The organism is Streptomyces sp. NPDC002490, assembly GCF_040296045.1.
GTDB lineage: Bacteria > Actinomycetota > Actinomycetes > Streptomycetales > Streptomycetaceae > Streptomyces.
In genome coordinates, this window is sequence record NZ_JBEOWM010000008.1 from 14,285 (window position 1) to 28,893 (window position 14,609).

13 protein-coding genes are annotated in these 14,609 nt (G+C 72.6%); 3 read left to right on the forward strand and 10 right to left on the reverse strand.

Annotation, left to right across the window (positions count from 1 at the left end; all coding sequences use genetic code 11):
* Positions 1–5: 5 nt before the first annotated feature.
* From ABT092_RS07120 to ABT092_RS07145, 6 genes are all read right to left on the reverse strand, one after another.
* The gene (locus ABT092_RS07120; protein WP_351240697.1) at positions 6–1,469 is read right to left on the reverse strand and encodes a catalase; all 1,464 of its coding nucleotides are present in this window, start codon (positions 1,467–1,469) and stop codon (positions 6–8) included.
* A gap of 153 nt (positions 1,470–1,622) precedes the next feature.
* Positions 1,623–3,692, reverse strand: a complete 2,070-nt coding sequence (locus ABT092_RS07125; protein ID WP_351240965.1) for a SpoIIE family protein phosphatase — start codon at positions 3,690–3,692, stop codon at positions 1,623–1,625.
* Positions 3,693–3,932: 240 nt separating this feature from the next.
* Complete coding sequence (locus ABT092_RS07130) at positions 3,933–4,625, reverse strand: class I SAM-dependent DNA methyltransferase (RefSeq protein WP_351240699.1); 693 nt, start codon at positions 4,623–4,625, stop codon at positions 3,933–3,935.
* A 117-nt stretch (positions 4,626–4,742) separates the two neighbouring features.
* The gene (fomD, locus tag ABT092_RS07135; protein ID WP_351240701.1) at positions 4,743–5,411 is read right to left on the reverse strand and encodes a cytidylyl-2-hydroxypropylphosphonate hydrolase; all 669 of its coding nucleotides are present in this window, start codon (positions 5,409–5,411) and stop codon (positions 4,743–4,745) included.
* 145 nt (positions 5,412–5,556) lie between these two features.
* Positions 5,557–6,996, reverse strand: a complete 1,440-nt coding sequence (locus ABT092_RS07140; RefSeq protein WP_351240703.1) for a class II fumarate hydratase — start codon at positions 6,994–6,996, stop codon at positions 5,557–5,559.
* Positions 6,997–7,186: 190 nt separating this feature from the next.
* Positions 7,187–8,851, reverse strand: a complete 1,665-nt coding sequence (locus tag ABT092_RS07145; RefSeq protein ID WP_351240705.1) for a fumarate hydratase — start codon at positions 8,849–8,851, stop codon at positions 7,187–7,189.
* A gap of 210 nt (positions 8,852–9,061) precedes the next feature.
* Between ABT092_RS07145 and ABT092_RS07150 the strand changes: the two genes are divergently transcribed.
* Positions 9,062–9,766: a DUF1707 SHOCT-like domain-containing protein gene (locus ABT092_RS07150; RefSeq protein ID WP_351240707.1), complete on the forward strand. Its 705-nt coding sequence runs from the start codon at positions 9,062–9,064 to the stop codon at positions 9,764–9,766.
* A 187-nt stretch (positions 9,767–9,953) separates the two neighbouring features.
* The gene (locus tag ABT092_RS07155; protein WP_351240709.1) at positions 9,954–10,325 is read left to right on the forward strand and encodes a WhiB family transcriptional regulator; all 372 of its coding nucleotides are present in this window, start codon (positions 9,954–9,956) and stop codon (positions 10,323–10,325) included.
* A 124-nt stretch (positions 10,326–10,449) separates the two neighbouring features.
* Here ABT092_RS07155 and glpX read toward each other — a convergent pair whose 3' ends face one another.
* Positions 10,450–11,484 carry a class II fructose-bisphosphatase gene (glpX, locus tag ABT092_RS07160; protein WP_351240711.1) on the reverse strand — a complete coding sequence of 345 codons (1,035 nt, stop codon included), beginning with the start codon at positions 11,482–11,484 and terminating at the stop codon, positions 10,450–10,452.
* Between the two features lie 179 nt (positions 11,485–11,663).
* Between glpX and ABT092_RS07165 the strand changes: the two genes are divergently transcribed.
* Complete coding sequence (locus ABT092_RS07165; RefSeq protein ID WP_351240713.1) at positions 11,664–12,191, forward strand: DUF4245 domain-containing protein; 528 nt, start codon at positions 11,664–11,666, stop codon at positions 12,189–12,191.
* 86 nt (positions 12,192–12,277) lie between these two features.
* Here the strand turns inward: ABT092_RS07165 and ABT092_RS07170 are convergent, their stop codons facing one another.
* The 3 genes from ABT092_RS07170 to xseA form a co-directional block, all read right to left on the reverse strand.
* A complete protein-coding gene (locus ABT092_RS07170; RefSeq protein WP_351240715.1) occupies positions 12,278–12,865 on the reverse strand; it encodes a malonic semialdehyde reductase in 588 nt (195 codons plus the stop codon).
* Between the two features lie 157 nt (positions 12,866–13,022).
* Entirely contained in the window at positions 13,023–13,244 is a 222-nt protein-coding gene (locus ABT092_RS07175; protein WP_351240717.1) for an exodeoxyribonuclease VII small subunit, read from the reverse strand.
* Between the two features lie 67 nt (positions 13,245–13,311).
* The gene (gene xseA, locus ABT092_RS07180; RefSeq protein ID WP_351240719.1) at positions 13,312–14,562 is read right to left on the reverse strand and encodes an exodeoxyribonuclease VII large subunit; all 1,251 of its coding nucleotides are present in this window, start codon (positions 14,560–14,562) and stop codon (positions 13,312–13,314) included.
* Positions 14,563–14,609: the final 47 nt, after the last annotated feature.

The window sequence follows — 14,609 nt, forward strand, 5'->3', positions numbered from 1 at the left end:
CCGGGTCAGCCGCCGTTGACGTTGACGGCGATCCGGTCGCCGAGGTCCTTGTCGACGTTGCGCCAGTACTGCACCGCCCGGTCCAGCACCGGACGGCTCACCCCGGCCAGCAGGTGCCCGCTCACATTGGACACCAGCCGGTCGCGCGCCGCGTCGTCGAGGACCTGCCGCACCAGGGTGCCCGCCTGCCCCCAGTCGTCGTCCTCGCGGTGCAGCGAGTACGCCTCGCGCACCATCTCGCCGGCCGCCTCCCAGCCGGCGACCTCCCCGAACCGCCCGGTGTCCGCCGCCGGACCGCCGTACGAGTTCGGCGCGTACACCGCCGACACGTTCGCCGGCTCGTACCGCATCGGGCCGTCCTTCGCGTACGAACCGAGCGGGGAGTGCGGCCGGTTCGGCGGCAGCTGGGCGTAGTTCGGGCCGATCCGGTACCGGTGCGTGTCCGGGTACGAGAACAGCCGGCCGAGCAGCATCTTGTCCGGCGACGGGCCGATGCCCGGCACCAGGTTCGACGGCTCGAACGCGGCCTGCTCGATGTGGACGAAGAAGTCCTCCGGATTGCGGTCCAGCGTCATCCGGCCCACCTCGACCAGCGGGTAGTCGCCGTGCGGCCACACCTTCGTCAGGTCGAACGGGTTGAACCGGTAGTCCGGGGCGTCCGCGAACGGCATCACCTGCACGTACATCGTCCACGACGGGGCCTCGCCCGCCTCGATGGCCTCGTACAGGTCCCGGCGGTGCAGATCCGCGTCGCTGCCCGCGAGCTCGTCGGCGTCCGCCTGGGTGAGGAAGTCGATGCCCTGGTCCGTCTTCAGGTGGTACTTGATCCAGAACCGCTCGCCGCCGCCGTTCACCCACAGGTAGGTGTGCGAGCCGTACCCGTTCATGAACCGGTACGACTTGGGGATGCCCCGGTCGCCCATCAGCCAGGTCACCTGGTGCGCGGTCTCCGGGGAGAGGGTCCAGAAGTCCCACTGCATGTCGTTGTTGCGCAGCCCGGTGCGCGGATGCCGCTTCTGCGAGCGGATGAAGTCCTGGAACTTCTGCGCGTCGCGCACGAAGAAGACGGGCGTGTTGTTGCCGACCAGGTCGTAGTTGCCGTGGTCGGTGTAGAACTTCAACGCGAAGCCGCGCGGGTCGCGCCAGGTGTCGGGGGAGCCCTGCTCGCCCGCGACCGTGGAGAACCGGGCCAGCATCTCGGTGCGCCGGCCCGGCTGGAACAGGTGGGCCTTGGTGAACTGGCTGACGTCGTTGGTGACCTCGAAGAAGCCGTAGGCGCCGCTGCCCTTGGCGTGCACCACCCGCTCCGGGACCCGTTCCCGGTTGAACTGGGCCATCTTCTCGATCAGGTAGTGGTCCTGGAGCAGGACCGGTCCGTCGCGGCCGACGGTCAGGGAATGCTCGTCGCTCTCGACGGGGATGCCGGCGTTGTTCGTCGTGTACGGGGCGGGTTTCCGGGCCTCGGTCACGAGCGTCCTCCCATGCGTGAGGGTGCCGGGGGACACGGGGGGATGTCCCCCGGAGCGTGGCCCTCGGGCCACCACGCCAGTCAACTCCGCCGACGGGCGGTCGGCAACATTTGTCCGGTCGGTCGGGGCGCCACCCCGACCGACCGGCGCGCCCTACCCCGGGTGGTTGCGGTTCAGCTCGAACCACACCACCTTGCCGGTGCTCAGGCGGGTCGCACCCCAGCGCCGGGCCAGCTTGTTCACCAGGTACAGGCCCCGGCCGCCCTCGTCGGTGGCCCGCGCCTGCCGCAGCCGCGGCAACTGCGGCACGTCGTCACCGACCTCGCAGCGCAGCACGTCCGTGCGCAGCAGCCGCAGCGTCACCGGCCGCGAGGCGTAGCGCACCGCATTGGTCACGACCTCGCTGACCAGCAGCTCCACCGAGTCGGTCAACTCCTCCAGGTCCCAGCGCTTGAGCGCCACCCGGGCCAGCCGGCGGGCCCGGCTCGGCGCCTTCTCGTCCGGTTCCAGGAACCAGTACGCGACGTCGCTGGGAGCGATCCCATCGAAGCGGGCGGCCAGCAGGGCGATGTCGTCGTCCCGGTCGCCGGGGCCCAACATGTCCAGGACCTCGTCGCACAGGGCCTCCAGCGGCGGCGGGTGGTCCGGCCCGGTGAGCTGCGCGGTGGCCTCCAACCGGGTGCGCAACTGCTCGATCCCGGCGACCACGTCCCGCAGCCGCGACTCGACCAGCCCGTCCGTGTACAGCAGCAGGGTCGCCCCGGCCGGCGCGTCCAGCTCCACCGCCTCGAAGTCGACCCCGCCGACCCCGATCGGGGCGCCGGCGGGCACCCGCAGGACCTCGGCCCGGCCGCCCAGGTGCAGCAGCACCGGCGGCGGATGGCCCGCGTTGGCGATGGTGATGCGGTGCGAGACCGGGTCGTACACCGCGTAGAGGCAGGTCGCCATCCGGTCGTGGCCGAGCCGTTGCGCCTGCTCGTCCAGGTGGTGCAGCACCTCCTGCGGCGGCAGGTCCAGCCCGGCCAGCGTCTGCGCGGTGGTCCGCAGCTGCCCCATGATCGCGGCGGAGGTCATCGAGTGGCCCATCACGTCGCCGACGACCAGGGCGACCCGGCTGCCGGGCAACGGGATCGCGTCGTACCAGTCGCCGCCCACCCGCGCGGTCTCCGCCGCCGGCAGGTACCGGGAGGCGAGCCGCACCCCGGTCGCCTGCGGCAGGGTCTCCGGCAGCATGGTGCGCTGCAACTCGTCGGCGATGTACGCCTCCCGCCCGTACAGCACGGCCTTGTCGATGCCGAGCGCGCTGTGCGTGGCCAGCTGCGCCGCCACCAGCAGGTCCTCGCTGTCGAACGGCATCCGGTCGCGGTCCGGGCGGCGCAGGAAGATCGCCGCGCCGATCACCCGGCGCCGGCCGCGCAGCGGGGCGAGGATGGTGTGCCGCCCGCCCGGCACCGTCCGGCTCTGCCCGAGCAGCTCCGGCAGGGCGTCCACCGCGTCCTCGGCGAACACCGGCCGCACCCCGCGCAACACCTCCGCGAGCGCCCCGCCGGGCCGCACCGTGCACAGCTCCGTCGTCCCGGTGGCGTCCAGGTCGGCGGGGAGCGCGGCCAGCGGGCCCGCCGCCTCGACGTCCCGCTCGTCGGGGATGCGGTCGGCGCGCCGCAACCGCAGCACCACCGGCCCCATCGGACGCTCGTCGCCGACCGGCAGCGGATCGCGCAGGTACACCAGGATCGCGTCCGAGAAGGTCGGCACGGTCGCCCGGCACAGCCCCATCACGATCTCGTCCAGGTCGAGGCCGCGGGCGATCCGCCGGGTGGCCGCCCCCACGAACCGCAGTCGGTCGCCGTCCCGCCGCATGTGGGTCACCCCCGGCTGACCGGCGGCCGGCCCGGCGCCCCGGCGCTCGACACCGCCGGGCGGACCGGGAGAGCCCGGGGACGGGTCGGCCGACTCGTCCTGGCGCGTCCCGCTCCCGCCGTGTTCCGTGGGGCCCTCCGTGGTGCTGCGGGTGTCGCCGCGCGGCTCGTCCTCGCCCTCCGGCGCGTCGGTGCGGCCGTCGTGGCCTCCGGTGCCGCCGGGCGGGGCGGGCACCCCGGTCGGCGCCGGACGGGCGCGGTGACCGGGCTGGCCGGTCGCCCCGCCGGGTTCCGGCTGTGCGTGCTCGGTGCCCGGCGGGGCGTCGGAGCCGCGGGCCCCGCCGGGGCGGGGCTGGGACGGCATCGCGTTCGCCGTCCCCGGACCGCCGGCCGGAGTGGCGGCCTCCGGGGAGGTCTGGGCGCGCAGCAGCGCCCCGCGGGGATCCGCGGGGGCCGTGGGAGGGCCGGCCGTGCCGTACTGGCGGCCCTCAGGGGGGAGGGAGTGCTCCGTCACGCGTGTCGAATCCGTCCGTCCGGGGCTGCGCGCCCCGCGGTCGGTTCGGTCACCCGCAGGTGCCGGACCCGGCCGCGCGGCACACGGTGATCAGGTGCGTCGGCAGTTGAGGAACAGTTGGTGCTCGGGTGGTGCGTCGGCCCTCGCGGGCGCGTACGAGTGCAGGTCCTCGGCGAGGATCTCGAATCCGGCCTCTCTGACCACCTGCGACAACTCCTCCCGCAGATAGCCGGAGACCCGGATGAAGTGGCTCATGAACGGGATCTCCGCGTCGTCCAGGTCGGCCTCCACCATGGACAGGGCCAGGACCCCGCCCGGCTTCAGCAACTGGTGGAACTGCCGCAACGCATAGGGTATTTCGGAACGGGGCAGCATCAACAGTGTGAAGAAGCAGGTGATCCCGTCGAAGTGGCCGAGCCCCTCGGGCCCGCCCACCCGCAGCGTGGCCAGATCCCGCTGGTGGAATTCCGCTTCCGGAACGTTGACGCGGGCGAGTTCCAGCATCCCCTCGGAGAGGTCGACGCCGACCACGCGGTGTCCGGCGGCCACCAACTGACGGGCCGTGGGCACTCCGGTGCCGCAGCCCACGTCCAGCACCCGGGCCTTCGGCGGGAGCTCCGCCAACAGCCGGGTCACGGCGGTGACCTGACCCTCCTTGTGGGGGAACGCCTCGTCGTACCGCCCGCCGATGGCGTCGAACGCCTCCGCCTGACCCGTACGGTCGGAGATGCCCCCGCCGTCCGGGCCGCGGTAGGCCGCGTACGCCTCGTCCCAGTCGCTCACCCTGTGGCCACCCCTCGATGACATCCTGTCAGACCTCGCACGAGCACCAGGAGTTGCCGTGGTGCGCACTTGCGGAGGACGATCCTACGGTTGACCCATGGGGGCGTATCAAGGGCCTCATGAGGACACATGCGCGGACGTGCGGTCCCAGTCGTCCGGCAAGACCGGAATCGGCCATGCCGGATCGGGGCGCCACGCGGGCCAGCCGTCCGAGAACGGTGCCCCCCACATCCTGATGGCCTCGACCGCCGCCGCGCCCGCCTCCCGTACTCGACGCGCCTGCCGCGGGCCCATCAGCCCGGCCCGCTGGGCCTGCGCGAACTCGTCCTCGTCGTGCCACTGCCAGCTGCGGTCCGGGTGGACCGAGATGTCCAGGAAGTGGTCCTCCGAGTCCACCCCGCCGTCCCACCTGTGTCGTGGCTCCTCCAGGTTCACGTACCAGTTCTTGAAGCGCCAGTCGGGGTGCCAGAACAACCACACCGACCAGGGCTCGCCGGGGCGGGCCAGCTTCAGCACGCCCGTGCCCGTCCAGTGGTCCCGCAGGGCGGTGCGGGGCTTGGTGTAACGGGTCGCCAGCGGCTCCGCGTGCGGAGGGGTGCCGTCGGCGAGGACCGGGCGGACGCACTCGGTGCCCGGGGCCATCCAGACGGCGAGCACCTCGGGGTCGTCCCGCACCACGGTCACCGGGCGGCAGACGTGGAAGCCCGGGCCGTCCACCGCCCGGTACCGCCACAGGATCTGGTCGCCCGCCGCCCACGGCACGCGCACTCCGTTCTCGCCCGTCATGCCCAGATAGTAGGTTCCCGGGCCCGGCGACGCGCCGAATACGTCATCCCGGTGGGCTACGGGCGGCCGAGGTCACGCGTGTGAGGGACCCGGGACGGCGCGTTCCGCTCCGCCCGGGGCGCACGGAACCCGCCGGGCGCTGGGGTCAGGGCCGGGTCATCCGCAGCACGTCCAGCGCGGCGTCCAACTCCGCCAGGCTCAGCAGCCCCCGGTCCACGTACCCGGCGTCCAGGACCACCTCGCGGATGGTCCGGCGCTCGGCGAGCGCCCGCTTGGCGACCTTCGCGGCCTCCTCGTACCCCAGGTACTTGTTGAGCGGGGTCACCACCGAAGGGGAGGACTCCGCGTACTCCAGGGCGCGCTCCCGGTTGGCGGTGACGCCGTCCACCGTGCGGTCGGCGAGCAGCCGGGAGGCGTTGGCCAGCAGCCGCACCGATTCCAGCACGTTCTTGCCGATCACCGGCAGCATCACGTTCAGCTCGAAGTTGCCCGCGGCGCCCGCCACCGTGATCGTGGTGTCATTCCCGACGACCTGCGCGGCGACCATCAGCACCGCCTCCGGGACCACCGGGTTCACCTTGCCCGGCATGATCGACGAGCCGGGCTGGAGGTCGGGCAGGTTGATCTCCGCGAGCCCGGTGCGCGGCCCGCTCGCCATCCACCGCAGATCGTTGGCGATCTTCGTGAGGCCCACCGCGACCGTCTTCAGCTGCCCGCTGGTCTCGACGATCCCGTCCCGCGCGCCCTGCGCCTCGAAGTGGTCGCGCGCCTCGGTCAGCGGCAGCCCGGTGGCGGCGGCGACCTCGGCGATCACGGCCGCCGAGAACCCGGGCGGGGTGTTGATCCCGGTGCCCACCGCGGTGCCCCCCAGCGGCAGCTCGGCCAGCCGCGGCAGCGAGGCCCGCAGCCGCTCCACCCCGTACCGGACCTGCGCCGCGTACCCCGCGAACTCCTGGCCGAGGGTGACCGGGGTGGCGTCCATCAGATGGGTGCGTCCGGACTTCACCACGTCCGCGAACTCCGCCGCCTTGCGCTCCAGCGCGGCGGCCAGGTGCTCCAGCGCCGGGACCAGGTCCCGGGTGACGGCCGCGGTCGCCGCGATGTGGATGGACGAGGGGAACACGTCGTTGGACGACTGGGAGGCGTTCACGTGGTCGTTGGGGTGCACCGGCCGCCCCAGCCGCTCGCTCGCCAGGGTCGCCAGCACCTCGTTGGCGTTCATGTTGGACGAGGTGCCGGACCCGGTCTGGAACACGTCCACCGGGAAGTGCTCGTCCCAGCGGCCCGCCGCCACCTCCTCGGCCGCCGCCGCGATCGCCCCGGCCACGTCCCGCTCCACCACGCCCAGCTCGGCGTTCACCTTCGCGGCGGCGCCCTTGATCCGGGCCAGCGCCTCGATGTGGGCACGCTCCAGGCGCTGCCCCGAGACGGGGAAGTTCTCCACCGCCCGCTGGGTCTGGGCCCGCCACTTCGCGTGCGCGGGCACCCGTACCTCGCCCATCGAGTCGTGCTCCACCCGGTAGCCGCCGGCGGCGGGGTCGGGGGAGGGGGTGCCGTTCGCGGTGTCCTCGTGCGCGGTCGCCATCTCGTCGTGCCTCCAGAACGGATCGGTCAGCGGATGCGGGGGTTCTCCCGTTGGGTGAGCGGCTGCTCGTCCCCCGCTATTCCCCTCCTGGCGCGTTCCGTCCCTTTCGCCCCGGCCGTCAGGGCGTCCGCGCACCGCACCGCCCCCGGCGCGGGGTGCGTCGGGGGCGGTGCGGACGGCGGGGATCCGGCTACAGTCCGGGGCCCCGGACCGGGATGCTGGTGAAGGTGGGGGCGGGGGCGGGGTCCTTGAAGAAGTCGTTGCCCTTGTCGTCCACCACGATGAAGGCGGGGAAGTCCTCGACCTCGATGCGCCAGACCGCCTCCATGCCCAGCTCCTCGTACTCCACCACCTCGACCTTCTTGATGCAGTCCTGGGCGAGGCGGGCGGCCGGGCCGCCGATGGAGCCGAGGTAGAAGCCGCCGTGGGCGCCGCAGGCGTCGGTGACCTGCTGCGAGCGGTTGCCCTTGGCCAGCATGACCTTGGAGCCGCCCGCGGCCTGGAACTGCTCGACGTAGCTGTCCATGCGGCCGGCGGTGGTGGGGCCGAAGGAGCCGGAGGCGTAGCCCTCGGGGGTCTTGGCGGGGCCCGCGTAGTAGACGGGGTGGTCGCGCAGGTACTGCGGCACGCCCTCGCCCGCGTCCAGCCGCTCCTTGATCTTGGCGTGCGCGATGTCCCGGGCCACGACCAGCGGGCCGGAGAGCGACAGCCGGGTCTTGACCGGGTACTTGGTCAGCTCGGCGAGGATGTCGTCCATCGGCTGGTTGAGGTCGATGCGGACCACCTCACCGGACTCCGCCAGGTGCGCCTCGGTGGTGTCGGGCAGGAACCGCGCCGGGTCGGTCTCCAGCTGCTCCAGGAACACGCCCTCCGCGGTGATCTTCGCGACGGCCTGTCGGTCGGCCGAGCAGGAGACGGCGATGGCGACCGGCAGCGAGGCGCCGTGCCGCGGCAGCCGCACCACGCGCACGTCGTGGCAGAAGTACTTGCCGCCGAACTGCGCGCCGATGCCGATGCGCTGGGTCAGCTCGAAGACCTTCTCCTCCAGCTCCTCGTCCCGGAAGCCGTGGCCCAGCGGCGAGCCCTCGGAGGGCAGCTCGTCCAGGTAGTGGGCGGAGGCGTACTTGGCGGTCTTCAGCGCGAACTCGGCGGAGGTGCCGCCGACCACGATGGCCAGGTGGTACGGCGGGCAGGCGGCCGTACCGAGGGAACGGATCTTCTCCTCCAGGAACTTCATCATGGAGGTCTCGTTCAGGACGGCCTTGGTCTCCTGGTACAGGAACGACTTGTTGGCCGAGCCGCCGCCCTTCGCCATGAACAGGAACTTGTACGCCCCGCCGTCGGTCGCGTACAGCTCGATCTGCGCGGGGAGGTTGGAGCCGGTGTTCTTCTCCTCCCACATGGTCAGCGGGGCCATCTGGGAGTACCGCAGGTTCAGCTTGGTGTACGCGTCGTAGATGCCCCGGGAGAGGGCCTCCTCGTCGCGGCCCCCGGTGAGGACGTTCTGCCCGCGCTTGCCCATGACGATGGCCGTGCCGGTGTCCTGGCACATGGGGAGCACCCCGGCGGCGGCGATGTTCGCGTTCTTCAGCAGGTCCAGCGCCACGAACTTGTCGTTGGCGGAGGCGGCCGGGTCGTCGATGATCCGCCGGAGCTGGGCGAGGTGCGCGGGGCGCAGGTAGTGCTGGATGTCGTGGATCGCCTCGGCGGCCAGCTTGCGCAGCGCCTCCGGCTCCACCTTCAGGAACGTGCGCCCGTCCGCCTCGAAGGTGGACACCCCCTCGGCGGTCACCAGGCGGTACGGCGTGGTGTCCTCTCCCAGGGGGAGCAGATCGGAGTACGCAAACTCTGGCATGGCGCCCATTCCTCACTCAGCGGCTCTGAGCGCCCCCTTCCGTCGGCGGCGCACCGTTCAGCGTAATCCGCGGCCCCGGGCAACCCGTCCGGGGGTGGAGGCGTCCGTGTCCTTGCCGGTGCTCGTCCTCCGCGGTCTCCGCAGGTCCGTGCCGTTCCGGGCACGTCACCCCCCTGGTCGCGATCTATCGCGTCTGGGTAACCTGGCGTGGTGGACCTCGAAAAGCGCCCCGCCGCCCAGGAAACGACCCCGTCGACGCCCGTGGGCCTGCGCGCCTCGGACGCCGATCGCGACCGGGTCGCCGACATCCTCCGGGAGGCGCTCGCGGAGGGGCGCCTGACCGCCGAGGAGCACGCGGAGCGCGTGGAGGGGGTGTACCGGGCCAAGACGGTGGCCGAACTGGAGCCCTACGTCCGGGACCTGCCCGCGGCCCCGGGCGCACCGTTCGCCCCCGGGACGCCGGTGCACCCGGTTCCCTCCCGGCCCGCCGCGGGTTCGATCCCGCCCGCCCCGGACGAGAACCTCGTGGCGGTGTTCAGCAGCAGCAGTCGGCGCGGCCGTTGGCGGGTCTCGCCGCGGACGCACGCCTACGCGATCTTCGGGACCGTCGAGATCGATCTGAGCGAGGCGGTGTTCGAGCACCCGCACATCGCGATCAAAGCGGTCAGCATCTTCGGCAACGTCGAGATCCTCGTGCCGGAGAACGTCTCCCTGCGCGGCAACGGGGGCGGCGTGCTGGGCAACTTCGAGGTGGACACCCTCGACTCCACGGAGGCGGGCGCGCCCGTGGTCTACGTGGACGGCATCTCCGTGCTCGGCAACATCGAGGCGAAGGCCCGCAAGGGGAAGCGCCTGGTCAACGCCCTGAAGTCGGTCGGCGCTTCGGATCGGTTGCGCAAGCACCTCGGTCTCTGACGCCCCGCCCGGGCGGCGCGGACCCGGGAGCGCGACCCGGCTGGAAACGGCGGCGACCGATGGCCGGAAACAGGATGGAGGTGTCCGAGAACGGCCCTCGGCGGGGACTCAGTGCATAGGAGCACGCACAGCGGGTAGGGCTTGCTGCATCGCCGCTCCCTCGCGAAGTCGTCGTCAGGAGTAGATCGTGCTGCATCCGCCGCATCAGAACCTGCAGGTCGCCGACGTTCCACCGCAGCGGCAGCCAGCACAGGATCGGGATCAGGACTCCCCGTGGCACACGGAGGCGGTGTGCCGGCGGGACGAGGCGGGGCTCTTCTTCGCGCCGTCCAAGGAGCCCACGGCGGCCAGGCTCGCCCGGGAGGAAGCCGCGAAGCGGGTGTGCGCGCGGTGTCCGGTGATGATCGAGTGCCGTGATCACGCACTGCTCCAGCCCGAGCCGTACGGGGTGTGGGGCGGGCTGACCGCCGCCGAGCGCCGGGTGGTGCTCGCCCGCAAGCGGCGGCGCGAGATGGAGTTGCAGAAGACGGCCCGGGGCCCCGTCGCGGCGGCCGGCTGACCGTGCGGCCCCGCTCCTGACCTCGTACACGTGTACGTACGAACGACGGGGGTGCCCTTCCGCACAGCAGGGCGCCCCCGTCGTCGTACCGGGAGCCACGGCCGTAGCCGTGGTGGTACGGGGGTTACTTCGCGCGGTCGAAGTCGATGGCGCTGTACGCGCGCAGCTTCGCCAACCGGTGCACCGAGTCGATCTGACGGATGGTGCCGGACTTGGAGCGCATCACCAGGGACGAGGTCGTCGCCGTCTCGGAGCGGTAGCGCACCCCGCGCAGCAGTTCGCCGTCGGTGATGCCGGTCGCCACGAAGAACACGTTGTCGCCGGAGACCAGGTCGTCGGTGTACAGCACCCGGTCGAGGTCGTGCCCGGCGGCGATCGCCCGCTCGCGCTCCTCCTCGTCGCGCGGCCACAACTTGCCCTGGATGGTGCCGCCCAGGCACTTCATCGCACAGGCCGAGATGATGCCCTCGGGGGTGCCGCCGATGCCGAGCAGCAGGTCCACCCCGGTGCCCTCGCGGACGGCGAGCACCGAGCCCGCCACGTCACCGTCCGAGATCAGCTTGATCCGGGCGCCCGTCTCCCGGACCTCCTTGATGATGCCCTCGTGGCGCGGCCGGTCCAGGATGACCACGGTCACGTCCTCGGGGGAGGAGCGCTTGGCCTTGGCGACCCGGCGGACGTTCACGGCCACCGGGGCGTCGATGTCCACGAAGTCGGCGGCCTCGGGGCCGGTCACGAGCTTGTCCATGTAGAACACGGCGGACGGGTCGAACATCGCGCCCCGGTCCGCGGCGGCGAGCACCGCCACCGCGTTGGGCATGCCCTTGGCGGTGAGCGAGGTCCCGTCGATCGGGTCGACGGCGATGTCGCACTCGGCGCCGGTGCCGTCGCCGACCCGCTCGCCGTTGAAGAGCATCGGGGCCTCGTCCTTCTCGCCCTCCCCGATGACGACGACGCCGTCCATCGAGACGGTGGAGACGAGGGCGCGCATGGCCCGCACGGCCGCGCCGTCGGCGCCGTTCTTGTCGCCGCGCCCGACCCAGCGGCCCGCGGCCATGGCCGCGGCCTCGGTCACCCGGACGAGTTCCAGGGCCAGGTTGCGGTCCGGAGCCTCGGCGGGGACTTCGAGTTCGGTCGGAAGTTGGTGGTGTTCGGTCATCGAGGCGCACCTTTCTGATACGACGACGGCCGGATGAGGGTGGTCCGACTCTATCCGCAGGTCACCACTAATGAGCAGGGGGGTCCACGCATGAGCACCCGAGCGTCCTCGGGAGGCCCGCTCGCCACCGGTGCGGGGTCGGTGCCGTGACGGGGGAGGGCACCTGCGACGATGGGCGGGTGGCAGGAAACAGCCGGCTCGGCAAGCAGAACGTACGGAACATGATGCTGTCCCTCTCGGTGACGGTGCTCCTCGCGGGATTCGTGTGGCTGTTCCTCCCCCACGACGGGGACCGGGACCCGGTGCTCAAGCCGGTCGACTACCGCGTCGAGCTGATCACCGCCCGCCGGGCCGCGCCCTATCCGGTGGCCGCGCCGCAGGGGCTCTCCGAGGAGTGGAAGCCCACCTCCGTGCGCTACCGGGGTGCCGAGTCCGCCCACTGGCACCTCGGCTTCCGCACGCCGGACGAGAAGTACGTGGCCGTGGAGCAGTCCACCGAGAAGCCGAGCACCTTCGTGGACCGGGTCACCCGCGGCGCGAGGGGCACCGGCGCCGCCCAGGACGTCGACGGCCGGGCCTGGCAGAAGTACGAGGGCGAGCGGTACGACGCCCTGGTGCGCACCGAGGACGGGGCCACCACCGTGGTCATGGGCTCCGCCTCCTTCACCCGGCTGACGATGATGGCGCAGGCGCTCGGCACCGGCTGAGTGCCTCACCCCAGCATGCGCGAACGGGGCCCGGCGGACATCCGCCGGGCCCCGTTCGGGTGGTGCGGGGCGAGCCCCGACCCTGCTCAGACCGTGGTGACGACCTGTGTGAAGTCGAGTCGCGGGGAGCGCGGGTACCAGGCGTCCGCGCCGGGGCGGCCGATGTTGACCACCATCAGCGGGGTGTGGTCGGCGTCCAGGAACTCCTGCTGCACGCCCGCGGGGTCGAAGCCCGTCATCGGGCCGGCGGCGAGGCCGGCGGCGCGGACGCCGATGATGAAGTACGCGGCCTGGAGCGCGGCGTTGATCCCCGCGCTGCCCTCGCGGACCGGACGGTCCGCGAAGAAGTCCTTCGCCTGCGGGAAGTGGGGGAGCAGCGCCGGCAACTCCTCGTGGAACTCGTTGTCCGCGGCGAGGACCGCGACCAGCGGAGCGGTACCGGTCTTCGCGCGGTTGCCCTCCGACATGTGGGGGAGCAGCCGGGCGCGGGCCTCGGCGGAGCGGACCAGGACCACCCGCAGCGGGGACTGGTTGAAGGCGGTCGGGCCGAATTTGACCAGGTCGTAGATCGCCTGCACCTGCTCCTCGGTCACCGGGTCGTCGGTGAAGGTGTTCGCGGTGCGGGCCTCGCGGAAGAGGAGGTCCTGGGCGGTGGGGTCCAGTACGAGAGACATGTAAACCTTCGCAAACGGGGTGGAGGGTCAGCGTGGGGCGACCCTCCCGGAATCGGGGACAGCTTAGCCCGTTGAGATTGAACTTTCAACAATCATCGAACCGTGACGGCCCGCGACCCTCCGTCCCCGCGCCCGTGCACCCGCCCCCGCGCGGCGGTCAGGACCCGCCCGGGCCGTCCTCCTCGGCCAGCGCCGCGTCCAGTCGGGCCCGTGCGCCCTCCAGCCAGCGGCGGCACACCCGGGCCAGCTCCTCGCCCCGCTCCCACAGGGCGAGCGACTCCTCCAGGGGGATGCCGCCGGTCTCCAACCGGCGCACCACCTCGATCAACTCGTCCCTGGCCTGCTCGTACCCGAGCCCGCTCCCGTCCGTCCCGCTCATCGCCCCACCTCGTGCTCCCGTGTCGTCCGCATCATCCGCCCGTCCGTCCTCCCGGCCCGCGCCCGTCTCACCCGTCGGCATCCGCCGCCCCGTCCGCCGTCCCGTCGACCCCGGAGGTGACCTGCACCGACAGCTCGCCCTCGGCGACCCGGGCCCGCAGCACCGCCCCGTCCGGCGCCTCGCGCGGCGCCCGCACCACCTGGCCGTCCGCCCGCTGGAGCACCGCGTACCCCCGCTCCAGCGTTGCGGCGGGGGAGAGGGACACCACCCGTGCGTGGGTGTGCGTCACCTCCGACAGACCGCGGTCCAACAGATGCCCCAGGGTCCGCCGTGACCGGTCCAGCAGGGCCGTGACCTGCGCCTCCCGCTCCTCGACCATCCGGTGCGGATCCTCCATCACCGGGCGTCGCAGGGCATGGGCGAGCCCCCGCTCCTCCCGCTCGACGAACGCCCCGACCGCCCGCCTGGCCCGGTCCCGCAACATCCGGACCCGCTCCGCCTCCTCGCCCACGTCCGGCACCACCTTCTTCGCCGCGTCCGTGGGCGTGGACGCCCGCAGATCGGCCACCAGGTCCAACAGCGGCCGGTCCGGCTCGTGCCCGATCGCCGACACCACCGGCGTCCGGCACGCGGCCACCGCCCGGACCAGCTCCTCGTCCGAGAACGGCAACAGGTCCTCCACGCTGCCGCCGCCCCGGGCCACCACGATCACGTCGACCTCGTCCCGCGCGTCCAACTCCTGGACCGCCCGCACCACCTGGGGCACCGCGTGCACCCCCTGCACCGGGACGTTGCGCACCTCGAAGCGCACCGCCGGCCAACGGTGCCGGGCGTTCTCCAACACGTCCCGCTCGGCCGCCGACGCCCGCCCGCACACCAGCCCGATCAACTGCGGCAGGAACGGCAGCGGCCGCTTGCGGTCCGCCGCGAACAGCCCCTCCGCGGCCAGCGACTTCCGCAACCGCTCCAGCCGCACCAACAACTCGCCCGTGCCGACCGGGCGCAGCTCCGTCGCCCGCAGCGAGAGCTGACCCCGCGGCGCGTACCACTCCGGTTTGGCCAGCACCACCACCCGCGCCCCCTCCGCGACCACGTCCGCCACCGCGTCGAAGACCTGACGGAAGCAGGTGACGCCGACCGACACGTCGTGGGAGGGGTCCCGCAGGGTCAGGAACACCACCCCGGCCCCCGGCCGGCGCGAGATCTGGGTGATCTGGCCCTCCACCCAGACCGCGCCCAAGCGGTCGATCCACCCGCCGATCAGACGGGACACATCGCCGACGGGCAGCGGGTTCTCCGCGGACGTGGTGACAGCCATGCGCCGAGCGTATCGGCACCCGCCGACACCGGCCGAGCCCCGCTCCG